Raw genomic sequence first — 24,519 nt, 5'->3', positions numbered from 1 at the left:
ACTTTGCTGGGGGAAGATAGGATGAAAAAAGAATTTGCTGTTATCGGACTTGGACGTTTTGGAGGAAGCATCTGCCATGCTCTGGCTGAAGAAGGCATGGAAGTAATGGCGATTGATGTAAATGAAGACCGTGTGAACGAATTTGCGAGAATCGCTTCGCACGCAGTGGTTGGCGATACCACGGATGAATTAGTTATCAAGAGTTTGGGAATTCGCAATTTTGACCATGTTATAGTGGCGATTGGCGATAATATTCAGGCCTCTATCCTGACCACTTTAATTTTAAAAGAGGTAGGAGTTAAAAAGATTACGGTTAAAGCACAAAATGATTATCATGCAAAGGTATTGAGGAAAATAGGGGCAGATCATGTTGTACATCCTGAAAGGGATATGGGCAGAAGGATTGCCCATAGTATCGTTTCAAATAATGTTCTGGATTATTTGGAACTATCGGATGAGCATAGCATAGTAGAAATCGTGGCTAATGAAAAACTTGCTGGCCATAGCATTATGGATCTTGATATCCGTGCAAAGTACGGAATCAACATTGTTGCAATCAAAAGAAAAAATGAAATTATCGTATCTCCGCAGGCGAATGAAAAAATACAAATTGACGACATCCTTATTGTTATTGGAGCAGACGTAGATATCAACCGTTTTGAAAAGAAAGTGATGTCTTAATTTAAAAAAGGCTGTATCTCTCAAATGAGCGATACAGCCTTTTTCATATAGAAGCTCCACACATTCCTAAATTAGGTTTAAAAAGGAATGGGGCATACTCTGGAGGTTTTTTAAACTTCCATGATAATCGGTAAAATCATTGGACGGCGCTTTGTTTTTTCATAAAGAAATGGTGCAAGTGTGTCAGTGATTTCATTCTTGATTTCTGACCATTGAGTTGTTCTGCGTTCCATTACCTTGCTTAAGTGTTTTGTAATGAGTGCCTGTGCATCATTGATTAAATCTCCGGATTCCCTCATGTAGACGAATCCGCGGGAAATTAAATCAGGGCCGGCGGCAATTTTGAAATCCTTCATATTGATGCTCACTACGACAACCACTAAACCTTCTTCAGAAAGAATGCGGCGGTCCCGTAAAACGATATTGCCGATATCACCGATTCCGCTTCCATCAATATAGACAGAACCAGACGGTATTTTTCCAGCTACTTGAGCAGAATCTTCGCTGAGGGCCAGGACTTCACCATTATCCATGATAAAGCAGTTCTCTTCATCCACTCCACAATCCACAGCTAATTTGGCATGCATTTTCTGCATTCTGTATTCACCATGAATCGGCATGAAGAATTTTGGCTTAATTAAACGAAGCATTAGTTTTTGCTCTTCCTGGCCGCCATGACCGGATGTATGAATATCGCTTAATTTGCCATAAATGACTTCTGCACCTGCACGGGAAAGTCTGTCAATAGTTCTGCTGACACTAATTGTGTTCCCGGGAATAGGTGAAGAAGAGAATACAACAGTGTCGCCGGGAATGATTTGGATCTGGCGATGCGTTCCGTTAGCAATTCTTGATAGGGCCGCCATCGGCTCTCCCTGGCTTCCTGTACATAGGATAGTCACCTGGTTGGCTGGAAGTCTATTAATTTGATGCGCATCAATAAAGGTTTCTTTTGGTGCCTGAATATAACCTAATTCCTGTCCGATATTTATAGCTGCCTCCATGCTTCTTCCAAAAACAGCAATTTTTCTCCCATTCGTGACGGCTGCTTCAGTCACCTGCTGCAGACGGTGGATATTAGAAGCGAAAGTGGCAAAGATAATCCGTCCTTCAACTTTGCGGAAGATATCATGAATACTGTCGCCAACTCGGCGTTCTGACATGGTGAATTCAGGTATTTCGCTGTTTGTGCTGTCAGAAAGCAGGCAAAGGACGCCTTCCTTTCCGATTTCAGCCATTTTTGTCAGGTTGGCCGGTTCTCCTACAGGAGTGAAGTCGAATTTGAAGTCCCCAGTGTGAACAACTTGTCCAGGCGGCGTTTTAACAACTATTCCATATGAATCAGGGATACTGTGAGTCGTCCGGAAAAAAGTCACGGAAGTTTTTCTGAACTTAATGATATCGTCTTCCTTGATTTCATGAAGAGTGGTTTGTCTCAAGAGTCCGTGTTCTTCAAGTTTATTTCTCAGTAGGCCAAGGGCCAGCTTTCCGCCGTAGACAGGGATGTTAACTTCTCTTAGGAGATATGGAATTCCTCCAATATGGTCTTCATGTCCATGAGTGATAAATAATCCCTTAATCTTATCTTCGTTTTTCACTAAGTAAGTGTAATCAGGAATAACATAATCGATACCGAGAAGTTCGTCCTCAGGGAATTTAATTCCAGCATCAATCAGGATAATTTCATCCTGGAATTGCACAGCGTAAGTATTTTTTCCGATTTCACCCAGTCCGCCCAGGGCAAAAACGGCTGTTTGATCATTTTTAACAAATTTCATAAATTACTCAATCTCCAATACTTTAAAGTCTTCATTTTGTTTTTCATATTCAAGGAATTCTCCTTGGACAGATGTTACAAATTCAATATTATAGTTGCGGTCAGCCAGCTTTTTGCGTACGTCTCTTTCAGAATCGCCTTCCACAAAAATGGTTTTTGTTTTTTCTCTAACCGGTACCTCTGTCTTAGAATCCTGATAATATACCTTGAAAATCATTTCTATCTCTCCTTAATCCGATAAAAAAACTTTTATCTAATTATATAAAATAATAACATGTATTACATGTTTTTTCCTGCCGGATATGAATAATAAATTCTTCTCAGTGCTAATATGCTCCCGAATCTATGTAAAAAAGTATACTGATAACCAATTTACAATAAGGAAGGAGCCCTTCGCAAGTTTGAAGGGCTCAAATTTGTCAGGCAATAGATTTTTTTCGAAGCATTTCATTCCACTGTTTTAAAAGCTTCTTTCTCAGCTTCTTTAACATAGTGGATCAACTCCTTACTTTCTATTTTAAACGATCCTTGTCCAAAGTAAAGGCAGCAAGGGCGTTTTAAACAGATTTTTGTAAATAATGAGGTCTCTTTTTAATAACTGTCTAGCGCAAGCAGCCTGCCCCCTCGAGTTGTCGGGGGTGGGCAAGGCGCTTCAGCTTTTCTTAATTATATTATATGGTAAAATAGGTAAATCTCTCATGGGTAAAAATGGAAATCCCATCTGTTAATAGCAAGGAAATTGACTTTTTAACTTTGTGGGTTTAGTGTTTTATTACGATAAATCATGTAATAGCAGCCAGCAAAATAACGCTTGAAAGGAAGTTAATTTTAAAATGAAAAAGATTGTTTTCTTTGATATAGACGGGACCTTATTGGATCACGATAAAAACTTGCCGGACAGTACGAAAGAGGCAATCGGCAAACTGAAAAAGAACGGAACTTTCGTGGCAATTGCCACCGGCAGGGCGCCTTTCATGTTTGAAAGTCTTCGCAGCGAACTTGATATTGATTCATTTGTCAGCTTTAATGGCCAATATGTAGTATTCGAAAACGAACCCATTTATCGTAATCCTCTTAAATCATCTGAGATTGAAAAGCTCTATCTTCATGCACAGTCAAACGGGCATCCTTTGGTGTTTATGAATGAGAAAACGATGAAATCTTCCGTACACCACCATGCATTTATTGAGAAAAGCATGGGAAGCTTAAAGTTCCCGCATCCTGAGGAAGATCGTGAGTTTTACAGCGGCAGGGAATTATATCAATCGCTGCTGTTCTGTGAGGAAAAGGATGAGGAAAAGTATATTTCTTCTTCTATATATCCTGATTTTGGCTTTATCAGATGGCACCCATACTCTGTTGATGTTTTGCCTGCAGGCGGGTCTAAAGCTGAGGGGATAAAACAAATGATAAAAAGGCTTGGGTTTGATTTGAAGGATGTATACGCGTTTGGAGATGGACTAAATGATATAGAGATGCTGAACGCTGTCGGAACCGGGATAGCAATGGGCAATGCAGAAGATGTGGTTAAGAAGGCAGCAGATCATGTAACCTCCGGCGTTGACGATGAAGGAATTTGGAAGGGACTAAAGGAACTTCAATTAATATAGCAAATGAAGGAAAGCATCCGTTTTATTAGCTGGAGGCTTTCCTTTTGTTATGCTATGCAGCAGCAATCTACCGTTCTATAGCAATTGCATTTTCAATCGGCTGAAACGGATTTTGTTTATTGATGTGATCGTAAAACATGATTCCGTTCAGATGATCAATTTCGTGCTGAAATACAATGGCTGGCAGCCCTTTGAGCTTGAGTTTTACTTCATTGCCCTCCAGATCGGTACCTTTTACAGTCACTTTTGCATATCTGGGCACAAAACCGGGTATAAATTCATCAACAGATAGACAGCCTTCTCCTGCAGCCAGATAAGAACGCTGCATAGAATGGCTGATGATCTTAGGGTTGAAGAGAGCATAACTGTATAGCTCCTGGTTATAGGTTACATGAACAGCGATCATCCGCCTGGAAATATTGATTTGAGGAGCAGCTAAACCAATGCCAGCCCTTAAGCCATATTTTGCAGAAATCTCTGGATCCTGGCTGTTTTTTACATATTCCATCATTTCTTTTAAGATTTGTATTTCATCTGCAGATGGAGGCATGTTCACTTCCGCGGCAATTTTCCTTAAAGTTGGGTGGCCGTCGCGGATAATATCTTTCATGCTCAGCATGATTATCACTCCCGCTAAGTAATAAAGAATAGAAAAATGGCTAAATTATTGGCAAGAAGATCAATTGGCATAGCCCAAAAAAGCCATGTGTCTATTTAATTATATTCAGTCTATCAGAGCGGGGCAAAAAAGTTAATAAGAGAAGGCGCCTTTGGCACCTTCTCATGTAATTAAAACTTCCAGCAAGCGCAGCCAACTATGATTAAGAGAATGAATAATACTACAATTAACGCAAAACCTCTGCCGCAGCCGGCTCCCGATACTGGATAACCGCATCCATAACCGTATCCGCCATATCCGTACATGAAGGATAACCTCCCTAAAGTAAGATTATCGTCCATTTTTTTTTGACTTGCCGCATCGGACGATTAATATAGCCTATGTTTCATATGATGTTTGGTGTAGGCCTTTGCCCAAGTCATAAAGGAAAAATGGAGTGAATAGATTTAAATTATACTTGTAATTAGGACAAGCTCTGCAATGGTGCGATGAGTGTCAAACCAAAGGGCTATTGTCAAACCTGGCCGGTACCTTTATAGTTAAAAATGTTATTAGTAAGGAGGTTTCAACGTGTCGATTTTGAACAAAAGCAGACTGCTGCTTGTTTTTATCATAGGGGCTTTCATTCTCACAGGCTGTCTGAACAATCCGGATCCCGAGGAAAAAATGTATGAAGTGCTGGAGAATGTAGTAGCTAAAGAAAAGGATTTTGAAAAGCAGCAGGAACCGCTAGTGAAACTGGAGAAAAGAGAAAAGGAATTATACGATAAAATTATCAACCTGGGAATGAAGGATTTCGAGGAAATTAAAAAGCTGTCTGATGAAGCTTCCTCCATTGTGGAGCAGCGGGTAACTCATATGGAAAAAGAGCAGGAAAGCATCCAGGCGTCAAAAAAAGAATTTGAATCATTATCTCCGATCATAGAGGAGATAGAGGATCAAAAATTGAAAAATAAAGCCAAAGAACTATATAAAATTATGATGGACAGGTATAAAATCCATGACACTCTTTACGAGGATTATTCGAAAGCGACCCAATTAGATAAAGAGTTATATGCCATGTTTAAAAAGGAAGATCTTACTCTAGAACAGCTGGAAGACCAGGTAAGCAAAATAAATGACATATATGAAAAGATACTGGCTTCAAATAAGCAGTTCAATGAAAAAACAAAAGAGTATAATGAAACTAAACTGGATTTCTATAAAGAAGCAGGTCTTGAAATAAATAGAGAAGAATAATATTAATGCCGGCATATTAATGCCGGCATTTTTTTGCTTTTTGGCTATTCTTAAAGCAAAAGAACGGAAGGAAACGGCGGCTCATAATGAATCCGCTTTCTTCCTTAGAGCAGTACTTTTTATATTAAGATAATGACAGGTGACTTTTCTTTACTATAACACATCAAAATATAAGAGTTTTTTATAGTACAGATGTATAGAAGCTGATAATACAGTTTTGGTTATCAATAAAAAATATAAAAAGTATGCAAACTGTGAAAAACAAAAAGCAAGGTAATTGACTAAGGTCTTGAAGGTGTATTAAACTAAATCTCGTAATTATTTCTGTATCAATTATGTTGCAAAATAAACTGATACAGAATATGATAGTTAAAGATGAACAGAAAGACGTTTTTTTAGAAGTGATCTGTGGAACACTATTTAAAAGTATGCATATGGCAGAAACGAGCATTCTGCTATTTAGTGATGCTTAATAAACCATGCCTGAAAGAGAAAACTTTATGCCTTTGAAAGAGTATCTAATATGGCTTCGTTTTGGGTAACCTAAATTTTGTGTATAAAAACTCTTAATTAACGTCTTTTTTATGAAAGGAAAGGGTGACTGATATGGCTTCTAAAACTAAGAAGGCACAATTCGATGCTAAAAAACAGCTCGAAACAGTTGAAGAACAGTTCCAAACTCTACAAATTTTAAACGAAGAAGGCAAGGTTGTTAATGAATCAGCAATGCCTGACTTAAGCGACGAGCAGCTTCAGGAATTAATGCGCCGTATGGTTTATACCCGCATTCTCGATCAGCGGTCCATTTCTCTTAACAGACAAGGCCGTTTGGGCTTCTATGCACCTACTGCCGGACAGGAAGCTTCTCAGCTTGCATCTCATTTTGCATTGGAGAAAGAAGATTTCATTCTTCCAGGATATCGTGATGTTCCTCAAATCATTTGGCACGGACTTCCGTTATACCAGGCTTTCCTATGGTCCCGCGGACACTTCGAAGGCGGAAACATCCCTGAAGGTGTAAATGTCATTTCACCTCAGATTATCATTGGAGCACAATATATCCAGACTGCAGGGGTTGCCCTTGGAATGAAGAAGCGCGGCGAAAAGAAAGTTGCCATCACTTATACTGGTGACGGCGGTGCTTCACAAGGGGACTTCTATGAAGGCATCAACTTTGCAGGAGCATTCAAAGCACCTGCTATCTTCATTGTTCAGAATAACCGCTTTGCAATCTCTACTCCTGTAGAAAAACAATCAGCAGCGAAAACAATTGCACAAAAAGCAGTGGCAGCCGGAATACCTGGAATTCAGGTTGATGGTATGGATCCGCTTGCTGTCTATGCAGCTGTTCGCGAGGCGCGTGAACGTGCATTGAATGGTGAAGGTCCTACACTAATCGAAACTTTGACTTACCGATACGGACCACACACAATGGCAGGTGACGATCCAACGCGTTACCGTACTTCTGACCTGGATAATGAATGGGAAAAGAAAGACCCGCTTGTTCGTTTCCGTAAGTTCCTTGAAGATAAGGGCATCTGGAATGAAGACATGGAAAACGAAGTAATTGAACAAGCAAAAGAAGATATTAAAGAAGCTATTAAAAAGGCTGATGATACACCTAAACAAAAGGTTACTGACCTTATGAACATCATGTATGAAGAAATGCCTTATAACCTAAAAGAACAGTATGAAATATACAAAGAAAAGGAGTCGAAGTAAGCCATGGCGCAAATGACAATGATTCAGGCAATTACTGATGCTCTTCGCACAGAATTGCGCAACGATCCGAATGTATTGGTATTCGGTGAAGATGTGGGCGTAAACGGCGGCGTTTTCCGTGCTACCGAAGGCCTTCAAAAAGAATTCGGCGAAGAGCGTGTATTTGATACACCGCTAGCTGAATCCGGAATCGGCGGTCTGGCAGTCGGTCTTGGTTTACAAGGCTACCGTCCGGTGCCTGAAATCCAATTCTTTGGATTCGTTTATGAGGTAATGGATTCTATTTCCGGCCAGCTGGCACGCATGCGTTACCGTTCCGGCGGAAGATATAATTCCCCGGTAACAATCCGTTCACCATTCGGGGGAGGGGTACATACTCCTGAAATGCATGCTGACAGCCTGGAAGGCTTAATGGCTCAACAGCCTGGACTAAAGGTTGTTATTCCGTCAACTCCTTATGATGCAAAGGGACTTCTTATCTCAGCAATTCGCGATAACGATCCTGTTATCTTCCTTGAGCATATGAAATTGTACCGTTCTTTCCGTCAGGAAGTGCCTGAAGAGGAATATACCATCCCTCTTGGTAAAGCAGAAGTTAAACGTGAAGGTTCTGACCTGACTATTGTGACTTACGGGGCAATGGTCCATGAATCTCTAAAAGCGGCTGAAGAGCTTGAAAAAGAAGGAAAGTCTGCAGAAGTTATCGACTTGCGTACAGTTGCTCCTCTTGATATTGAAACAATCATTGCTTCTGTTGAAAAGACTGGCAGAGCAATTGTTGTTCAGGAGGCACAGAAGCAGGCTGGTATTGCAGCAAATGTTGTTGCGGAAATTAATGATCGTGCAATTCTCAGCCTGGAAGCACCAGTTCTGCGTGTAGCTGCACCAGATACTGTATTTGCTTTCCCGCAAGCTGAAACTGTTTGGCTTCCAAACTATAAAGATATAATCGAAACAGCTAAAAAAGTTCTTGAATTTTAATCGCATATAACTGATGACACAAGGGGGAAAATATCCCCCTGACGTGTTTTATTATGAACGATCGAAATAATAGGAGGGTGAATTCCATTGGCATTCCAATTTAGATTGCCTGATATCGGTGAAGGTATCCATGAAGGTGAAATCGTCAAGTGGTTTGTAAAGCCAGGTGACGAAGTACAAGAAGATGACGTGCTTTGTGAAGTTCAAAATGATAAAGCGGTTGTAGAGATCCCTTCCCCAGTAAAAGGTAAAGTTGAAGAAATCCTTGTTGAAGAAGGTACAGTCGCAACTGTAGGTCAAGTATTGATTACTTTTGATGCTCCTGGATATGAAGACCTTAAATTCAAGGGAGACCATGAAGATGAGGCTCCTAAAGAAGAAAAAACAGAAGCGCAAGTTCAGGCAACTGCTGAAGCTGGCCAGGATTTGAAGAAGGAAGAAGCTCCTGCACAAGATGCACCAAAAGAAGGAGTAGTTATTTCTGAGACGGAAGTAGATCCTAATCGCCGTATTATTGCTATGCCGTCTGTTAGAAAATACGCTCGTGACAAAGGTGTAGATATTCGCCAGGTAGCTGGAAGCGGCAAAAATGGACGCATCCAGAAAGATGATATTGATGCATTCCTGAATGGCGGAGCAAAAGCTGCTGAAACCACTGCTAAAGAAGACGCACCAAAAGCTGAAGCAAAAGAAACTGCACCTGCAGCTGCACAGGCAATTCCTGCTGGACAATATCCAGAAACTCGCGAGAAAATGAGCGGAATCCGTAAAGCAATTGCAAAAGCTATGGTAAACTCTAAGCATACAGCTCCACACGTAACATTAATGGATGAAATTGATGTTACGAAACTTGTTGCACACCGCAAGAAGTTTAAAGAAGTTGCAGCTAATAAAGGAATTAAGCTTACATTCCTTCCTTATGTGGTAAAAGCATTAACGAGTGCATTGCGTGAATTCCCAGCACTAAACACTTCAATCGATGATGCAGCAGGTGAAATCATCCATAAGCATTACTACAACATCGGTATAGCAGCGGATACTGAAAAAGGGCTTCTTGTGCCAGTTGTTAAGGATGCAGACCGCAAGTCTACATTTGCCATTTCTAATGAAATCAATGAGCTAGCTGGTAAAGCGCGTGACGGTAAGCTTGCTCCAGATGAAATGAAGGGTGCTTCATGCACAATTACAAATATCGGTTCTGCCGGCGGTCAATGGTTTACTCCGGTTATTAATCATCCTGAAGTTGCCATTCTTGGAATTGGCCGCATTGCTGAAAAGCCAGTAGTGAAGGATGGAGAAATTGTTGCTGCTCCAGTATTGGCATTGTCACTAAGCTTTGACCACAGAATTATTGATGGAGCAACTGCACAAAATGCATTAAATCACATCAAGCGTTTACTGAACGATCCAGAACTATTGTTAATGGAGGCGTAATAACAAATGGTAGTAGGAGATTTTCCAATCGAAACAGATACTATAGTCATTGGTGCGGGTCCTGGTGGATATGTTGCAGCGATTCGTGCAGCACAGCTTGGACAAAAAGTAACAATTGTAGAAAAAGCTAATATGGGCGGAGTTTGCTTAAACGTTGGATGTATTCCTTCAAAGGCTTTAATCGCAGCTGGCCACCGCTACGAAAATGCAAAACACTCAGATGTAATGGGTATTACAGCTGAAAATGTAAAAGTTGACTTTACAAAAGTACAAGAATTTAAATCCGGTGTAGTTAATAAGCTTACTGGAGGAGTAGAAGGTCTTTTAAAGGGCAATAAAGTTGACATCGTACGCGGGGAAGCTTACTTCGTTGATGCGAATACCCTTCGTGTAATGGATGATAATTCCGCACAGACTTATACATTCAAAAATGCGATCATTGCTACAGGATCTCGTCCAATTGAATTGCCAACGTTTAAATTCTCCAAACGAGTTCTCGATTCAACAGGTGCCCTGGCTCTTCAAGAGATTCCAGAGAAAATCGTCGTTATTGGCGGTGGTGTTATCGGAATTGAACTTGGCGGAGCTTATGCGAATTTCGGTTCTCAAGTAACTGTTCTTGAGGGTGCAGATGATATCCTTGTTGGTTTTGAGAAGCAAATGTCATCACTTGTTAAACGGAACTTAAAGAAAAAAGGCGTTGAATTCATTACAAAGGCACTTGCTAAAGGTGTTGAAGAGAATGAAAATGGAGTTACCGTTAAGTTTGAAGAAAAAGGCGAAGAGAAATCTCTTGACGCAGATTATGTATTTGTAATGGTTGGAAGACGTCCAAATACAGACGAACTTGGCCTGGAACAAGCGGGCATTAAGATGACTGAACGCGGTGTTATTGAAATCGATAAACAATGCCGTACGAATGTAAGCAACATTTATGCTATTGGTGATATTGTTGCAGGTCCTCAATTGGCTCATAAAGCTTCTTACGAAGGTAAGATTGCTGCAGAAGCAATTGCAGGCCATAATGCAGAAATTGATTACTTAGCAATCCCGGCTGTGGTATTCTCTGAGCCTGAATTGGCTTCTGTAGGATATACTGAGCAGCAGGCTAAAGAAGAAGGAATCGAAGTAACGGCAGCGAAGTTCCCATTCGCAGCTAATGGCCGTGCCCTTGCACTTGATTCCACTGACGGCTTTTTAAAGCTAGTGACACGCAAAGAGGATGGTCTTGTAATCGGTGCGCAAATCGCTGGCGCAAGTGCATCTGATATGATTGCTGAGCTTGGATTGGCTATTGAAGCAGGCATGACTGCAGAAGACCTTGCCATGACTATTCATGCTCATCCAACATTGGGTGAAATCACAATGGAAGCAGCAGAAGTTGCTATTGGAAGCCCAATTCACATTGTAAAATAATTAAAAAATCCTTCCCTGCCAGGGGAGGATTTTTTTTTGTATATTTGCCTACTTTACGTCCTTTTCATCCATTGCATCGGCAAGCGGATTAATGATCTTCTCTTTAGGTACAGTGCCTTTAATTTCTACAATCACTTTATCCTGATATACCAGCAGCATGGCAGGACAGTTTTCTACATTATAATTGCTTATATGGCTGGATTCTGATGCTGTTATGATTTTCATATTCTTGATCAGATCCGGATAGCTTCTCTTTAATTCGATGATGGCATCATAATAGGATATTTCCTGTTCATATTGTTTATTATCTGTGAAAAAAATGAGCTGTTTAACACTATCGTCAATCTTCAGCTCTTTTTTTACTTCCTTATGGTTGCATGAAGAGGTCACAAATAAGAGTGCAGTAATTAATATCAGCGGCAGACCTTTCATCATTTTGCCCTCACTTTATTATAAATTCCACCGTATGACATAAGATTGTTTTATCTGAAGCGGTATAGAAGTCTTGGTATTTTTCCAGTCTTCTAACAGTTGATGAGTAATTCATAATAAGCACCTAATATTTATGAGTATTTTATCACATAGTAAAAGAAAATTTTGGCTTGTCATTCAAATGTTACAGAAATGAAAAATAAGAATATCCTTTTCAACATATATTACATACACAAGTGTTTCTTCTATTAAAATAACGGGTAAGGATTAAAAAATTTGGTGGTGGAGTGCATGAAGATTTATACAGCTCTTTTGCTGCAGATGTTAATTTGGAGCGGATATACTTTCATTGAATGGCTGTCAAAATATGACCAGCTCATATATAAAGTCATTATGTTTTTTGTTTTTTTCTATTTGGCAATAAACATTGGAAATTGGGTAATTAAGTCTGCAAAAAAAACATTTATGGTAACTGTTATGAGCTTAAGCTTATATGCATCCTTCCATATTGCAATGTCCTACTTGTCTCATTGGTAAAGAGACGAGTAAGGATAAAAAAATCGGCACCTTTAGCAGGTGCCGATTTTTATTAGGCTATATCATCTGTTTTTTTCGGGATGACTTCTTCTTTAAACGATTTAACCAGCGATACCACAATTAGAAGCATAATGATGGTAAAAGGGAGTGCAGCTATAATGGAAGCTCTTTGGAGTGCTTCAAGACCTCCTGTCCATAAAAGGATGGCTGCAGATGCTGATTGAATAATGCCCCAGACAAATTTCACTTTACCCGGAGGGTTCAGGTTTCCGTTCGTTGTCTGCATACCAAGAACAAAAGTAGCTGAGTCTGCAGAAGTAATAAAGAATGTACTGATTAAGAAAATAGCCAATGAGCTTAGAACAGTGCTGAAAGGGAAGTTCTCAAACACAGTAAACAGTGCTACTTCCATTCCCTGCTGCTCGATTGCTTCCATGATAGGCTTAGCCTCGAAGAATTCAAGGTATATACCTGTTCCTCCAAAAACAGAGAACCAAAGGGCTCCAAATAGGGTTGGAACAGCAAGCACACCAATGACGAATTCTCTTATTGTCCTTCCACGGGATATTCTGGCTATGAACGTACCGACAAATGGCGCCCAGGCAATCCACCATGCCCAATAAAAAATAGTCCAATCCTGAAACCATGTCAGCTCCTGATCAAAAGGGCTGAGCCTGAAGCTCATGGATGGAAGATTTTGAAGATAAGAGCCAATCGTCGTTGTGAACAGGTCCATAATAAAGTTAGACGGACCTACAAACAGCAGAAATAATAATAAGGATATTGCCAAGATAATATTTAAATTACTTAAATATTTTATTCCCTTGTTTAATCCGGTTTGTGCTGAAAGCATAAACAAAACCGTTACAACGATAATAATAACTAATTGAGTAGTGAAATTATTACCGATACTATCGAATATTCCAGAAAGTCCTCCGGAAATCTGAATGGCACCCAGCCCTAATGATGTTGCAACTCCGAAAATAGTAGCAAAGACGGCAATAAAATCAATTAATACGCCCAGCGGCCCATCCACTTTGCTCCCTAAAATTGGCCTCAAAATGGAGCTGATAACTCCCGGTGCTCCTTTTCTGAACTGGAAATAAGCCAGTGCAAGCCCAATTACAGTATAAATAGCCCACGGATGAAGGCCCCAGTGGAAAAAGGAGTACCTCATGGCTGCTCTGGCTGCTTCTGGTGTCTGTCCTTCGAGAAAAGGAGGCGAGTAATAGTGGTACATAGGTTCCGCCACTCCCCAGAAAACCAGGCCAATTCCCATCCCGGCACTGAAAAGCATGGCAAACCATGATAAATAGCTATATTCGGGCTTATCTGCATCCTTGCCCAGACGAATATTCCCGTACTTGCTGAATGCTAACAGGATTGAAAAAATTAAAAAGATAGAAGCTGATAAAAGGTAAAACCAGCCGAACTTCTCCAATATGAATCCTTGAACAGCTGCTGTAACAGAATCAAGGTTGCCTTTTGGCAGTATGGTCTCCGGGACAAGTCCCCATAAAATAAATATTGCTGTGAATAGGACTGATACCGTAAAAACGGGTGTCAGTTTCTTCATCAAATCCCTCCAAATCATAATAAAATGAACCTAAATAAAATAATTCTGTAAAACTCCCAATCCTAAAAATGCAGGAAAATAGTATCCTGCTTTCCTGACAGTTATTGCTTGATTTTTTAAAGCATTTTGAAGCTCAGTAGGGGAGAGCAGCTCCCCGAAAAAGATCGCTTCAGTGAAATCGAGAGAATGTAAAGCTCCTAACTAATTCCTAAATTTCACTTTTAAATGTTCAAAACGAACCTATTTCGGGTAAAATCAGTAGGTAATGGTAAGGTGTCAAAAAGGGGAACAACACTTTTAAAAAGGCCATTTTACATACTAACACTTATTGGAGTGAGTTTAAAGAATTATGCACTAGAGGAGGGCAATATGAGAATAACAAGGCTTATAATGTATGTTTTTTTCATTATGATTCTGGCTGCATGTTCGGACTTTACTGCGGTTGAACCTAAGCCATCAGATATGGAAAAAGAAGAGCATAAGAAAGAGGAAAGTAATTCAGATGATCATTCTAATGTTCAAGAATCTAAATCAGAGAACAATAAAGAAGATGCCGAAGAGAAACAAATAGAACCAGTAACCATTACAGAACCGCAATACAAGCTAAATGAACGCAATTGGACAATAGAACCAATTAATCAGGCAAATTCAAAAGTTATATTATTAACAATTGATGATGCTCCTGACGAAAATGCATTAGAAATGGCCAGGATCTTAAAAAAACTTTCAGCACCAGCCATCTTTTTTGTTAATGGGCATTTTATTGACACCCCAGAAGAGGCTGAAGTGTTGAAGGCCATTAATGAACTAGGATTTGCCATTGGAAATCATACGTACACCCACCAAAATCTGCAAAACCTTTCGGATGAACAGCAATATAAAGAGATTGTTGCTCTTAGTGATAGAATTGAAGAAATTATTGGAGAGAGACCTAAATTCTTTAGGGCTCCATTTGGATCCAATACAGACTACAGCAGAAAGGTCGCTAAGGACGAAAAAATGCTCCTCATGAATTGGACATACGGGTACGACTGGGAGAAGGACTATCAATCAAAAGAGGCTTTAGCAGATATAATGGTCAATTCACCTTATTTAGTGAATGGTGCAAACTTGCTGATGCATGATAGGCTATGGACGAAAGAAGCTTTAGAGGATATTGTGAAAGGACTGCGGAATAAAGGGTATACACTAGTCGATCCGGCCCAGATCAGCCAGGAAAAATAATGAGAACAGCAGCTGCTGTTCTCATTAATTCTTGTATTATTTATTTCCGGTTATAAAAATACATGATTCTTCCATTAAACAAATGCAATTCACCTTGGAGTTTTTTAGCAAGAAATTTGCAAAATTCATTTGCTTTCCCTTTATCTCCGAATGTTGCACTTTCCGGCAATGTTACTTGTATGTATGCCTGTTCCCGTTCGGAACCGTCTTCCTCAATAACTTTTTCTTTATCAATTCCAAGCAATATGGCATTATATCGGTCATGGTCTGAATATAGGTAAAACCAGGTTCCTTTTGCTTCAGGCTTCTCTTTAATCTCATAAGGAAAAGCGGCATCATTATATTCCCATTTAATCTGGCTGCCTGTTTTGCCTGTAATATCCTTATAATATAAAAAAAGTTCTTTAAGCTCTTCTGTAGAAATAATTTCCTTAGCTGATGAAGGAACCAGCTTGATAAAAGAATTAGCCGCCAACATCTTTCCCCCCATTTTCCCCATATATGGTAATGAACATCTTCCTTCATTCTAGCATTAGATAAAATCTTATGACAACTTAAAATAGTAAGGTAAAATTAAATTACTTGTCAAAGCGCCTAAAGTGAATTATAATAATATTCTAAATATTTATTTAAAAGGGAGGTAACTTATGGATTATTTTGAGAAGCTCTATGATGAGCATGAAAACGTGAATGTCCGTTTTGTTGGATTTACGACTGAGTCAACACGTTATGATTTTGGAATTGTTTATACAAACCTCTTCTTTTCTAAGCCTCTGGTTATTTGTATGCAGACCGGCCGCTCCACTCTCCTCGACACTAAAGATCTCGAAGACATCGAATACTTGCAAAAGGCATTTAAGCTTGATTTATATGAACAAGCGGCTGATTTAAGCGAGTTTTTCATAGAAGCGATCCCTGGTGCGCGCTTCGAAGAACAATACGATTAAACAAAAAAAACAGGCCGATTTGGTCTGTTTTTTTTATTATGTCATACTATTAATAAAGGTTTATAAATGCCATTAACGCAAATACCAATAAAAAACAATAATTATGTTATACAATTAGGCTTGATAATTTAATAATGTTATATTATTATTGATTTATAGATAAAGCGCTTTCAATTAATACTAAAACTCATTGAAAAGGAGAATGAAAAGATGGGTACAATCGTATGCCAGGCTTGCAATTCAACTATTGATCACTTTGAGGATGAAAAAGTAACCGTACTATATTCAAAAAAATGCAATTGCTGTGACGGAGAAAAAACAGAGAGTACAAAAAATAATCGTTAATAATAAAAAGAGCCTTTCCTTAAATGGAAGGCTCTTTTGCATTATCTGATGGCCCGGTGCTCTTCAATTACGCGAAGATATTTGAAGTCGTAATCTTCCGGCCCTTGAACTGGAAGTCCCGCTTCCATATTCGTTTTAATATAACGCAGGTTTTCCTTAGTAATGATTTCTCCTGGAATAAATATTGGTATTCCGGGTGGATAAACCATAATGAATTCGGCGATAATTCTTCCTTCTGACTCGTCAAAAGGAACCAGTTCTGTATCAGCATAAAATGCGTCACGTGGTGTAAGCGATAAAACGGGAATATCAGGCAGAAGCACTTGAGTTTCAAGCTTTTCAGTATTTCCTTTGCGCTCATTAGCGAGTTCTGCAAGTGCGGAAACTAAAATATCAGCTTCTCTTTCAGTGTCACCGGGGGTAACGATGCAAAGGATATTATATAAATCGGACATTTCTACTTCAATTTTATGATGTTCCCTAAGCCAATTTTCCACATCGAAACCATTCATGCCAAGTTCTTTGACAGAAATAATCAATTTGGTCGGATCGTAGTCATGCGCCGCTTTTGTTTCCAGTATTTCTTCACCGACACAATATAGCCGGTCAATTTCATTGATGCGGCGGCGAATGGACTGGGCCAAATCAATAGTCTTTTGAATAAGTTCCTTTCCTTCAGTGGCAAGACGTTTTCTGGCAACATCCAAGGAGGCAAGCAATAAATAGGAAGTGGAAGTTGTTGTCAGCATGCTTAAAATGGATTGTACCCTTTTGGCCGAAACAAGATTCCCTTTCATATTTAAGATTGAACTTTGTGTCATGGACCCGCCCAGTTTGTGGACTGATGTTGCTGCTAAATCAGCGCCGGCCTGCATGGCGGATAATGGAAGCTCGTCATGGAAGTGAATATGCACACCATGGGCTTCATCCACAAGGACAGGCACATTGTATGAATGGGCTATTTCAACAATTTTTTTTAGGTCGGCAGAAATACCGAAATAGGTCGGATTAATTACTAATACCCCTTTGGCATCCGGATGAAGTTCCAGGGCTTTCGAGACTGATTCAGTTGTTATTCCGTGAGATATTCCCAAGTTTTCATCAATTTCAGGATGTATAAAAATAGGGGTTGCTCCTGAAAACACGATTGCAGACATGACGGACTTATGAACATTCCTCGGAACAATAATTTTATCCCCTGGCCCGCAGACAGCCATAACCATCGTCATGATGGCTCCGCTCGTTCCTTGTACAGAGAAGAATGTTTTATCGGCCCCAAAGGCCTCTGCTGCAAGATCCTGTGCTTCTTTTATAATGCCTTTGGGCTGATGAAGATCATCAAGAGGACCAATATTGATCAGGTCAATAGCGAGTGCATTATCACCTATATATTCCCTGAATTCCGGATCAATCCCGGCACCTTTTTTGTGGCCGGGTATATGAAACTGAACCGGATCCTTTTTTGCGTGTGCAAGCAAACCGCTGAACAGCGGTGTTTTGTATTGAGACAACTTATTCCCACACCTCTTTAATAATAATATTTCAATATGTGCATGCTGTTATAAAACATTTGCATTATAGCATTATTCAATCCCTTTGCATAGAAAGTTTTATTGCATACTCATTCTGTTAAAGCCTGTCTAGTTACCGCTCCTAGGGACGAAAGACATGCTAATCCCGTTCAGAAGGAAAGAACACCTCCTTGCAGGGCTCGTCTTATGCTTGTCGTCCCACGGCAGTCGCCTCCACATTTCGGTTTGCCATTAGTTTTAGAAGTTAACAGGAATTTAAACCTTACAAATAGAAATAAAAGTTAGGAAGAAATGGAGGGAATATAAATGAACTGGAATACACGTGTGACAGAATTATTGAAAATTAAATATCCAATTATACAGGGCGGCCTTGCCCATCTTGCCTATTCAGATTTGGCTGCAGCTGTTTCAAATGCCGGAGGATTAGGGCAGGTTACCGCAATGTCTCTCAGCAGCCCGGAAAAACTAAGAGATGAGATCCAAAAGGTGAAGAAATTGACAGACAAGCCATTTGGGGTTAATTTTGCTATTGGACAGCATGGAAGGCCATTTTCTCACTACCTGGATGTTGCGATTGAAGAAGAAGTTCCTGTTATTTCTATGACAGGGGGAAATCCTGCTCCTATTTTTGATCAATTAAAGGGTGTAAATGTTAAGAAGCTTGTACTTGTGGCGGCAAAACGGCAGGCAGTAAAGGCAGAGGAACTTGGGGCCGATGCTGTGATGGTTGTCGGGCAGGAAGGCGGCGGACATTTAGGCAGGGATGATATTGGAACCTTCGTTCTAGTACCTCAGGTGGCTGATGCTGTATCCATTCCTGTGATTGCCTCAGGAGGAATCGGAGACGGCAGGGGCCTGATGGCAGCATTAAGTCTTGGAGCAGAGGGTATTGAGATGGGGACAAGATTTGTTGCAACAAGGGAATGCGTCCATGCTTCTGAATTATATAAAAATCGTTTAGTCGAAGGAACAGAAAATGACACTGTAGTAATAAAAAGAACTATAGGTGCACCTGCAAGGGTAATCGCCAACTCATGGTCGGAAAAAATACTTGAAATCGAAAAACAAAACGGCGGCTATGAGCAGTTAAAAGACTACATTAGCGGGAATGCTAATAAAAAATATATATATGAAGGGAAAGACCGTGAAGGATTTGCATGGGCTGGACAAGTTATGGGATTAATTAAGGATATCCCGTCTGTTGAAGAATTATTCCAGCGGATCATTGCAGAAGGAGAATCAATCAGGGGGAAATGGATTAAATAATTATGATAAAATAATGTGAAAATGCACCATGAATTATCATAAATGAGGTGAAGTGAAGTGGAATATCAATACCCGATTGACCAGGATTGGTCCACAGAAGAAGTAGTTGACGTTATCAAATACTTTGAAAGCATTGAAATGGCATACGAAAAAGGAATTGAGCGGGAACAATTCATGAATGCATATAGACGCTTTAAGGAAATCGTTCCGGGAAAAGCCCAGGAGAAAAACATCTGTGATGAATTTGAAGAACAAAGCGGCTATTCCTCCTACCGGACAGTTAAATTGGCCAAAGAACGTTCAGCCGGGGATAAAGTAAGAATGCAGAAATAGACTTAGTAAAAAAACAAACCTTCAAATTGAAGGTTTGTTTTTTTTGAGCTGCCTAATCTACCTTATGCGAAACATGTTTATGCCATTTTGTATAGGGGTAATAAATTTCTAAATACAGATTCAGCTTTTTCAATAAACTGATCAGGTGACAAGTGAACGGCATCTTCTCGTGAAATATGATAGCCGCAAAGAATTTCAGCTTTTTTTACATTTTGCAGGCGCTGAAACATGGATTTCAATTCTTCTTTGGACATTTGATTATGCAAAACAGCATCTGGCTTTGTGTGATCGCCGGACCAGACATAATCTTTGGGTATTTCTTTATAAAACTTATCCAGGCTGTTCTCAAAAGACCTGCCTGCAGCAGCTTTATTCGGTGCTTCATAGATGATGGCAAACCAGATGAATACATGTGTTTCCCATAAACCTATCTGGAAATGAGGAAGCATTTTGTATCCCCTTGCATTGCCTGCAAATGCGACCCAAGTATCATTTGGCGGATTCTTTGTTCTTCTGGCATGCTTAGCAACATGAGGAAACATTTCATCTCCGGACAGGTTTGAGAGAGAGGGTGCAAAATGGCGTCCCAACTCTTCTAACTTAGGCCTAATAACAGATTTTAACCTGTCCATTCTTTCATCAAGTCCATCTATTTTAAAGACATCGAAATCATCGTTAGTAAAACCAGAAAAAGACATAAGCTAACCTCCTATAGGCTTTGTCAAATATTGTAGCATAACCTCGAACAATCGAAAAATTTTAAGCTCTAAAGAAGATACTAAATAAAGTTTTAGGTTATCGCACAAATTAGTTGCAACTGAGAATTGTCCTTCATATGATAATAGTAAAAATAATCAGAAAATTAAACACTATTGGAAGGGGTGTACTGTCTAATGAAACAACTTATGAATACAGTGAAGAAGAAAAATGGTGATAGGGAAAGAACAGCGGTCTTAAGGCTGGAAATGGATTATGAGTTAGCTACTTTGTTTGATGCCATGTCAGAAAAAAATGAAGATCTCCAGAAGCAATCAAAACTAAAGCTTGAAAAAATCAGGCAGGAACTTCTTAGATTAAAAGCACTTTAAGATGAATTGTGAATAAAGGAGAAAAGTCAGAAAAAATGCAAAAAAAAAGAAAGAATAATTAGAAACGGACTCCCTGATTAGATGAGGAGTTCGTTTATTATTTTGGCAATTATTTTTACATGCAAATGATAACCCGCATCATAGGAGAATATATAACTTGAAGAACCTTGCTAATTCATTTAAGCTAGTTATATTTTAATGATATACCAAGCGGAGGGCGGACCAATGACAAATTGGAGTGAAATTCATACATATGCCAAAGCCTTGATAAGAGAGGCCGGCGAGAATATTAAAAATTCTTTCAGCAAAACTTTGACCATCACCACCAAGTCAAATGCAAACGATTTAGTGACAGATATAGATCAGGAAACAGAACAATTCTTCATAAATAAAATTAATGAAAAATATCCTGGCCATCGAATCCTTGGTGAAGAGGGTTTCGGTGATAAGTTAAGCGATATGGAAGGGATTGTCTGGATTATTGATCCAATTGACGGAACAATGAATTTTGTCCATCAGCAGAGAAACTTTGCGATATCAGTAGGCGTCTATGAAAATGGAAAGGGGAAAATTGGATTAATTTATGATGTAGTCCATGATGAGTTATATCATTGCATGAAGGGGCAGGGTGTTTTCATGAATGATTTGGAACTTCCGCCATTAAAGGAAACGGATGTATCAAAGGCAATAATTGGATTGAATGCTACGTGGGTTACGGAAAATAGAAGAATTGATCCATCACTCCTGGCTCCACTCGTAAGAAATGCAAGAGGAACCCGATCCTATGGTTCAGCAGCAATTGAAATGGCATATATTGCATCCGGGAGGGTTGATGCATACATAACAATGCGTCTGGCTCCATGGGATTTCGCCGCTGGTGTCATCATGATTGAGGAATTGGGAGGAATTGCAACAACCGTTAAAGGTGATCCGCTGAACTATCTTGAAAACAATTCTGTTTTTGTCTCTAAGCCAGGGTTACATCAGGAAATTATGAAAGAATACTTAAAAAATGGCAATTGGTAATATATCAAGCAGCAGGTTCACAGATGAAGACTTGCCATTTTTTTTAGAGGTCATCAAGGATAGTGCTGCTTGGGAAGAAGAAGAAAAAAGCGGGCATAACCTAAGGGATTATATGGCCAGGTATCAGGAATTGGATGGGGAGTGGAGAATTTGGAGGATTGATGGGGAACGGATAGTCGTCACATTCCATGTAAATTCATCTCCTTCTAACCGGAAACCATGGCTGGGTACTATTCTGGTTAAGAACAATATTCGCAGGAAAGGAATCGGCACTAAGGTTATCGAGCTGTTAGCCGCAGAATTAAAGGAAAAAGGAGAAAAGTCTTTCTTTGCGGGTATTCCTGAAAACCGGCACAATTGGATATATTTTTTAGCTGATGCCGGTTTTGAGCAATTCAAAATGGAGGCTAATCCCGATGGAAAAGACTTCTTGATAATGGTCTGTCCATTAATCTGAAAAAGCTGCAGCGCAGAGCTGCAGCTTTTATGCCGTTTCTATAATAAACCGTCTTCCCTCATTTTCTTCTTTGTTTTAAAACCGTATCCCATTACAAAAATTAAAGTAATGATGGCAATGATCATCCCTATAATGCTTCTTTCAGCTACAGCAACGCCTATGCCCATCATGCATAGAGCTGCCCCAATCGCAAAGGCTAATAAAGGCCACTTGATTTTGTTCATAGATTTTTTACACTCCCAAGCGGATTATTTTAAGTAAATACTGGCGAAAAATATGTAAAGAGAATAAAAATAAACAGCATACATCAGAAATAAATCCTTTTCTACATTATTTTACACAAAAAGCTTTTAGGTTTCTATAGTAATTGTGATATAATGTATCAGTTGTGAAAAATGTTGAAAAGTGATTCAGTTTTTATAAATAGGAGGAAATCTTTTGAAATTAAGAGAAGATATTCGAAATATTGCAATTATAGCCCACGTTGACCATGGTAAAACAACATTGGTTGACGAGCTTTTAAAACAGTCCGGGACTTTCCGTTCAAATGAGCACGTGGAAGAGCGCGCGATGGATTCAAATGATCTGGAAAGAGAACGCGGTATTACGATCTTAGCTAAAAACACTGCAGTTAAATATAAAGATACAAGAATTAACATTCTGGATACGCCTGGACACGCAGATTTCGGCGGTGAAGTAGAACGTATCATGAAAATGGTTGATGGTGTTTTATTAGTAGTTGATGCATATGAAGGCTGTATGCCTCAGACACGCTTCGTACTCAAAAAGGCTTTGGAGCAAAAATTAACACCAATCGTAGTAGTAAATAAAATTGACAAGGAATCTGCCCGCCCAACAGAAGTTGTTGATGAGGTTATCGATTTATTTATCGAACTTGGTGCAGACGAAGACCAGCTTGAATTTCCGGTCATTTATGCGTCTGCTATTGCTGGGACTGCAAGTACAACTCCTGATAAACAGGATGATGATATGCATTCGGTTTATGAAGCAATTATTGACCATATACCAGCACCTATTGATAATCGTGAAGAGCCGCTCCAATTCCAGGTTGCCCTTTTAGATTACAATGATTATGTGGGAAGAATCGGAATAGGCCGTGTATTCCGGGGAACAATCAAAGTCGGCCAGCAAGTTGCCTTAATGAAGCTTGATGGTTCGGTCAAGCAATTCCGGGTTACAAAAATCTTTGGCTTCTTCGGCCTAAAGCGCGAGGAAATTCAAGAAGCGTTTCCTGGAGATCTGATCGCTGTTTCCGGAATGGAAGACATCAACGTCGGGGAAACAATCTGCCCTGTCGAGCATCAGGAAGCACTTCCTGTTCTTAGAATAGATGAGCCAACATTGCAAATGACTTTTGTTGTAAATAACAGCCCATTCGCAGGAAGAGAAGGCAAGTATATTACAGCCAGAAAAGTTGAAGAAAGATTGCGTGCCCAGCTTGAGACAGATGTGAGTCTTCGTGTCGAAAATACAGATTCACCTGACGCTTGGGTTGTATCTGGACGTGGAGAACTTCATTTATCAATCCTCATTGAAAATATGCGCCGTGAAGGTTTTGAATTGCAGGTTTCCAAGCCTGAAGTAATTATTAGAGAAATTGATGGTGTTCGCTGTGAACCGGTAGAACGTGTTCAAATTGATGTGCCAGAGGATAATACCGGCTCAATCATTGAATCAATGGGTACACGTAAAGGTGAAATGCTTGATATGGTCAATAACGGAAATGGCCAAGTGCGACTAACATTCAACGTCCCAGCCCGCGGACTAATTGGCTACTCCACAGAATTTATGACGCTTACTCGCGGATACGGTATTATCAATCACACATTTGACAGCTACCAGCCTGAAATTAAAGGACAAATCGGAGGCAGAAGCAAAGGTGTGCTTGTGTCCATGGAAAGCGGAAAGTCATCCACATATGGTATTATGCAAGTGGAGGATAGAGGTACCATTTTCGTTGAACCAGGTACTGAAATCTATGAAGGAATGATTGTTGGAGAACATACACGTGAAAATGACCTTACTGTCAATATCACTAAAGTGAAGCATGCAACCAACATCCGTTCTGCTAATAAGGATCAAACGAATGTAATTAAAAAGCCGCGTATTCTGACACTTGAAGAAGCGCTGGAATACTTGAATGATGATGAGCTGCTTGAAGTAACACCTGAGTCAATCAGACTGCGCAAGAAAATTCTTGATAAAAATGAACGTGAAAGAATGGCCAAGAAGAAGAAATACGCTGAAACTAACTAA

Annotated in this window: 27 protein-coding genes; 17 read left to right on the top strand and 10 right to left on the bottom strand. The window is 39.6% G+C overall.

Annotated features, from left to right (window positions below):
- Nucleotides 1-21 precede the first annotated feature (21 nt).
- Nucleotides 22-681 carry a TrkA family potassium uptake protein gene (locus tag QUF73_09270; GenBank protein ID MDM5226405.1) on the top strand — a complete coding sequence of 220 codons (660 nt, stop codon included), beginning with the start codon at nucleotides 22-24 and terminating at the stop codon, nucleotides 679-681.
- A gap of 110 nt (nucleotides 682-791) precedes the next feature.
- On the opposite strand, the gene rnjA is transcribed toward QUF73_09270, so the two are convergent.
- Both rnjA and QUF73_09260 read right to left on the bottom strand, forming a co-directional pair.
- Entirely contained in the window at nucleotides 792-2,459 is a 1,668-nt protein-coding gene (gene rnjA, locus QUF73_09265) for a ribonuclease J1 (protein ID MDM5226404.1), read from the bottom strand.
- Between the two features lie 3 nt (nucleotides 2,460-2,462).
- The gene (locus QUF73_09260; GenBank protein MDM5226403.1) at nucleotides 2,463-2,675 is read right to left on the bottom strand and encodes a DNA-directed RNA polymerase subunit epsilon; all 213 of its coding nucleotides are present in this window, start codon (nucleotides 2,673-2,675) and stop codon (nucleotides 2,463-2,465) included.
- A gap of 616 nt (nucleotides 2,676-3,291) precedes the next feature.
- On the opposite strand from QUF73_09260, the gene QUF73_09255 reads away from it, so the two are divergent.
- On the top strand, nucleotides 3,292-4,068 hold the full coding sequence (locus tag QUF73_09255) for a Cof-type HAD-IIB family hydrolase (protein ID MDM5226402.1): 777 nt from the start codon (nucleotides 3,292-3,294) through the stop codon (nucleotides 4,066-4,068).
- A gap of 67 nt (nucleotides 4,069-4,135) precedes the next feature.
- Here the strand turns inward: QUF73_09255 and def are convergent, their stop codons facing one another.
- On the bottom strand, nucleotides 4,136-4,687 hold the full coding sequence (gene def, locus QUF73_09250; GenBank protein MDM5226401.1) for a peptide deformylase: 552 nt from the start codon (nucleotides 4,685-4,687) through the stop codon (nucleotides 4,136-4,138).
- Nucleotides 4,688-4,857: 170 nt separating this feature from the next.
- Nucleotides 4,858-4,992: a YjcZ family sporulation protein gene (locus QUF73_09245; GenBank protein ID MDM5226400.1), complete on the bottom strand. Its 135-nt coding sequence runs from the start codon at nucleotides 4,990-4,992 to the stop codon at nucleotides 4,858-4,860.
- Between the two features lie 265 nt (nucleotides 4,993-5,257).
- Here QUF73_09245 and QUF73_09240 point away from each other — a divergent pair, with 265 nt between their 5' ends.
- The 5 genes from QUF73_09240 to lpdA all read left to right on the top strand — a co-directional run bounded on the left by QUF73_09240 (nucleotide 5,258) and on the right by lpdA (nucleotide 11,479).
- A complete protein-coding gene (locus tag QUF73_09240; GenBank protein MDM5226399.1) occupies nucleotides 5,258-5,926 on the top strand; it encodes a YkyA family protein in 669 nt (222 codons plus the stop codon).
- 606 nt (nucleotides 5,927-6,532) lie between these two features.
- Nucleotides 6,533-7,648, top strand: coding sequence for a pyruvate dehydrogenase (acetyl-transferring) E1 component subunit alpha (pdhA, locus tag QUF73_09235; protein ID MDM5226398.1), 1,116 nt, complete (start codon nucleotides 6,533-6,535; stop codon nucleotides 7,646-7,648).
- Nucleotides 7,649-7,651: 3 nt separating this feature from the next.
- The gene (locus QUF73_09230) at nucleotides 7,652-8,629 is read left to right on the top strand and encodes an alpha-ketoacid dehydrogenase subunit beta (GenBank protein MDM5226397.1); all 978 of its coding nucleotides are present in this window, start codon (nucleotides 7,652-7,654) and stop codon (nucleotides 8,627-8,629) included.
- Nucleotides 8,630-8,716: 87 nt separating this feature from the next.
- Entirely contained in the window at nucleotides 8,717-10,063 is a 1,347-nt protein-coding gene (locus tag QUF73_09225) for a dihydrolipoamide acetyltransferase family protein (GenBank protein MDM5226396.1), read from the top strand.
- Between the two features lie 6 nt (nucleotides 10,064-10,069).
- Nucleotides 10,070-11,479, top strand: coding sequence for a dihydrolipoyl dehydrogenase (gene lpdA, locus QUF73_09220; GenBank protein MDM5226395.1), 1,410 nt, complete (start codon nucleotides 10,070-10,072; stop codon nucleotides 11,477-11,479).
- Nucleotides 11,480-11,527: 48 nt separating this feature from the next.
- Here the strand turns inward: lpdA and QUF73_09215 are convergent, their stop codons facing one another.
- Nucleotides 11,528-11,914 (bottom strand): small peptidoglycan-associated lipoprotein, encoded by a 387-nt coding sequence (locus QUF73_09215; GenBank protein MDM5226394.1) that lies wholly within the window; start codon nucleotides 11,912-11,914, stop codon nucleotides 11,528-11,530.
- A gap of 288 nt (nucleotides 11,915-12,202) precedes the next feature.
- Between QUF73_09215 and QUF73_09210 the strand changes: the two genes are divergently transcribed.
- On the top strand, nucleotides 12,203-12,448 hold the full coding sequence (locus QUF73_09210; protein MDM5226393.1) for a hypothetical protein: 246 nt from the start codon (nucleotides 12,203-12,205) through the stop codon (nucleotides 12,446-12,448).
- A 52-nt stretch (nucleotides 12,449-12,500) separates the two neighbouring features.
- On the opposite strand, the gene QUF73_09205 is transcribed toward QUF73_09210, so the two are convergent.
- Nucleotides 12,501-14,024 (bottom strand): BCCT family transporter, encoded by a 1,524-nt coding sequence (locus tag QUF73_09205; protein ID MDM5226392.1) that lies wholly within the window; start codon nucleotides 14,022-14,024, stop codon nucleotides 12,501-12,503.
- 369 nt (nucleotides 14,025-14,393) lie between these two features.
- On the opposite strand from QUF73_09205, the gene QUF73_09200 reads away from it, so the two are divergent.
- A complete protein-coding gene (locus tag QUF73_09200) occupies nucleotides 14,394-15,248 on the top strand; it encodes a polysaccharide deacetylase family protein (protein ID MDM5226391.1) in 855 nt (284 codons plus the stop codon).
- 40 nt (nucleotides 15,249-15,288) lie between these two features.
- Here the strand turns inward: QUF73_09200 and QUF73_09195 are convergent, their stop codons facing one another.
- Nucleotides 15,289-15,726, bottom strand: coding sequence for a DUF1885 family protein (locus QUF73_09195; protein ID MDM5226390.1), 438 nt, complete (start codon nucleotides 15,724-15,726; stop codon nucleotides 15,289-15,291).
- Nucleotides 15,727-15,895: 169 nt separating this feature from the next.
- Here QUF73_09195 and QUF73_09190 point away from each other — a divergent pair, with 169 nt between their 5' ends.
- Nucleotides 15,896-16,195, top strand: coding sequence for a DUF3055 domain-containing protein (locus QUF73_09190; GenBank protein ID MDM5226389.1), 300 nt, complete (start codon nucleotides 15,896-15,898; stop codon nucleotides 16,193-16,195).
- A gap of 210 nt (nucleotides 16,196-16,405) precedes the next feature.
- A complete protein-coding gene (locus tag QUF73_09185) occupies nucleotides 16,406-16,540 on the top strand; it encodes a GapA-binding peptide SR1P (GenBank protein MDM5226388.1) in 135 nt (44 codons plus the stop codon).
- Nucleotides 16,541-16,581: 41 nt separating this feature from the next.
- On the opposite strand, the gene QUF73_09180 is transcribed toward QUF73_09185, so the two are convergent.
- Nucleotides 16,582-18,051: an aminotransferase class I/II-fold pyridoxal phosphate-dependent enzyme gene (locus QUF73_09180; GenBank protein ID MDM5226387.1), complete on the bottom strand. Its 1,470-nt coding sequence runs from the start codon at nucleotides 18,049-18,051 to the stop codon at nucleotides 16,582-16,584.
- A 327-nt stretch (nucleotides 18,052-18,378) separates the two neighbouring features.
- On the opposite strand from QUF73_09180, the gene QUF73_09175 reads away from it, so the two are divergent.
- Both QUF73_09175 and QUF73_09170 read left to right on the top strand, forming a co-directional pair.
- Nucleotides 18,379-19,338 (top strand): nitronate monooxygenase, encoded by a 960-nt coding sequence (locus QUF73_09175; GenBank protein MDM5226386.1) that lies wholly within the window; start codon nucleotides 18,379-18,381, stop codon nucleotides 19,336-19,338.
- 57 nt (nucleotides 19,339-19,395) lie between these two features.
- The gene (locus tag QUF73_09170; protein MDM5226385.1) at nucleotides 19,396-19,671 is read left to right on the top strand and encodes a UPF0223 family protein; all 276 of its coding nucleotides are present in this window, start codon (nucleotides 19,396-19,398) and stop codon (nucleotides 19,669-19,671) included.
- A 77-nt stretch (nucleotides 19,672-19,748) separates the two neighbouring features.
- Here the strand turns inward: QUF73_09170 and QUF73_09165 are convergent, their stop codons facing one another.
- The gene (locus QUF73_09165; GenBank protein MDM5226384.1) at nucleotides 19,749-20,369 is read right to left on the bottom strand and encodes a DUF1054 domain-containing protein; all 621 of its coding nucleotides are present in this window, start codon (nucleotides 20,367-20,369) and stop codon (nucleotides 19,749-19,751) included.
- 195 nt (nucleotides 20,370-20,564) lie between these two features.
- Between QUF73_09165 and QUF73_09160 the strand changes: the two genes are divergently transcribed.
- The 3 genes from QUF73_09160 to QUF73_09150 all read left to right on the top strand — a co-directional run bounded on the left by QUF73_09160 (nucleotide 20,565) and on the right by QUF73_09150 (nucleotide 22,242).
- Nucleotides 20,565-20,759, top strand: coding sequence for a hypothetical protein (locus QUF73_09160; GenBank protein ID MDM5226383.1), 195 nt, complete (start codon nucleotides 20,565-20,567; stop codon nucleotides 20,757-20,759).
- A gap of 225 nt (nucleotides 20,760-20,984) precedes the next feature.
- The gene (locus tag QUF73_09155; protein MDM5226382.1) at nucleotides 20,985-21,785 is read left to right on the top strand and encodes an inositol monophosphatase family protein; all 801 of its coding nucleotides are present in this window, start codon (nucleotides 20,985-20,987) and stop codon (nucleotides 21,783-21,785) included.
- On the top strand, nucleotides 21,772-22,242 hold the full coding sequence (locus tag QUF73_09150) for a GNAT family N-acetyltransferase (GenBank protein ID MDM5226381.1): 471 nt from the start codon (nucleotides 21,772-21,774) through the stop codon (nucleotides 22,240-22,242). The genes QUF73_09155 and QUF73_09150 overlap by 14 nt, the downstream gene beginning before the upstream one ends.
- Nucleotides 22,243-22,280: 38 nt before the next feature.
- On the opposite strand, the gene QUF73_09145 is transcribed toward QUF73_09150, so the two are convergent.
- A complete protein-coding gene (locus QUF73_09145) occupies nucleotides 22,281-22,466 on the bottom strand; it encodes a YlaF family protein (protein MDM5226380.1) in 186 nt (61 codons plus the stop codon).
- 214 nt (nucleotides 22,467-22,680) lie between these two features.
- Here QUF73_09145 and typA point away from each other — a divergent pair, with 214 nt between their 5' ends.
- On the top strand, nucleotides 22,681-24,519 hold the full coding sequence (gene typA, locus QUF73_09140) for a translational GTPase TypA (protein MDM5226379.1): 1,839 nt from the start codon (nucleotides 22,681-22,683) through the stop codon (nucleotides 24,517-24,519).

Origin of the sequence: Cytobacillus sp. NJ13, assembly GCA_030348385.1 — a bacterium.
GTDB lineage: Bacteria > Bacillota > Bacilli > Bacillales > Cytobacillaceae > Cytobacillus.
This window is presented reverse-complemented; position numbering and strand designations above follow the sequence as displayed.

Coding starts and splice junctions, on each gene's coding strand:
- QUF73_09245 (MDM5226400.1), bottom strand. CDS start 4,992: ATGTACGGATATGGCGGATACGGTTATGGATGCGGTTATCCAGTATCG.
- lpdA (MDM5226395.1), top strand. CDS start 10,070: ATGGTAGTAGGAGATTTTCCAATCGAAACAGATACTATAGTCATTGGT.
- QUF73_09190 (MDM5226389.1), top strand. CDS start 15,896: ATGGATTATTTTGAGAAGCTCTATGATGAGCATGAAAACGTGAATGTC.
- QUF73_09205 (MDM5226392.1), bottom strand. CDS start 14,024: ATGAAGAAACTGACACCCGTTTTTACGGTATCAGTCCTATTCACAGCA.
- QUF73_09145 (MDM5226380.1), bottom strand. CDS start 22,466: ATGAACAAAATCAAGTGGCCTTTATTAGCCTTTGCGATTGGGGCAGCT.
- QUF73_09270 (MDM5226405.1), top strand. CDS start 22: ATGAAAAAAGAATTTGCTGTTATCGGACTTGGACGTTTTGGAGGAAGC.
- QUF73_09230 (MDM5226397.1), top strand. CDS start 7,652: ATGGCGCAAATGACAATGATTCAGGCAATTACTGATGCTCTTCGCACA.
- QUF73_09195 (MDM5226390.1), bottom strand. CDS start 15,726: ATGTTGGCGGCTAATTCTTTTATCAAGCTGGTTCCTTCATCAGCTAAG.
- QUF73_09160 (MDM5226383.1), top strand. CDS start 20,565: ATGAAACAACTTATGAATACAGTGAAGAAGAAAAATGGTGATAGGGAA.
- pdhA (MDM5226398.1), top strand. CDS start 6,533: ATGGCTTCTAAAACTAAGAAGGCACAATTCGATGCTAAAAAACAGCTC.
- def (MDM5226401.1), bottom strand. CDS start 4,687: ATGCTGAGCATGAAAGATATTATCCGCGACGGCCACCCAACTTTAAGG.
- QUF73_09260 (MDM5226403.1), bottom strand. CDS start 2,675: ATGATTTTCAAGGTATATTATCAGGATTCTAAGACAGAGGTACCGGTT.
- QUF73_09155 (MDM5226382.1), top strand. CDS start 20,985: ATGACAAATTGGAGTGAAATTCATACATATGCCAAAGCCTTGATAAGA.
- QUF73_09185 (MDM5226388.1), top strand. CDS start 16,406: ATGGGTACAATCGTATGCCAGGCTTGCAATTCAACTATTGATCACTTT.
- QUF73_09215 (MDM5226394.1), bottom strand. CDS start 11,914: ATGATGAAAGGTCTGCCGCTGATATTAATTACTGCACTCTTATTTGTG.
- QUF73_09175 (MDM5226386.1), top strand. CDS start 18,379: ATGAACTGGAATACACGTGTGACAGAATTATTGAAAATTAAATATCCA.
- QUF73_09165 (MDM5226384.1), bottom strand. CDS start 20,369: ATGTCTTTTTCTGGTTTTACTAACGATGATTTCGATGTCTTTAAAATA.
- rnjA (MDM5226404.1), bottom strand. CDS start 2,459: ATGAAATTTGTTAAAAATGATCAAACAGCCGTTTTTGCCCTGGGCGGA.
- QUF73_09255 (MDM5226402.1), top strand. CDS start 3,292: ATGAAAAAGATTGTTTTCTTTGATATAGACGGGACCTTATTGGATCAC.
- QUF73_09150 (MDM5226381.1), top strand. CDS start 21,772: ATGGCAATTGGTAATATATCAAGCAGCAGGTTCACAGATGAAGACTTG.
- QUF73_09200 (MDM5226391.1), top strand. CDS start 14,394: ATGAGAATAACAAGGCTTATAATGTATGTTTTTTTCATTATGATTCTG.
- QUF73_09210 (MDM5226393.1), top strand. CDS start 12,203: ATGAAGATTTATACAGCTCTTTTGCTGCAGATGTTAATTTGGAGCGGA.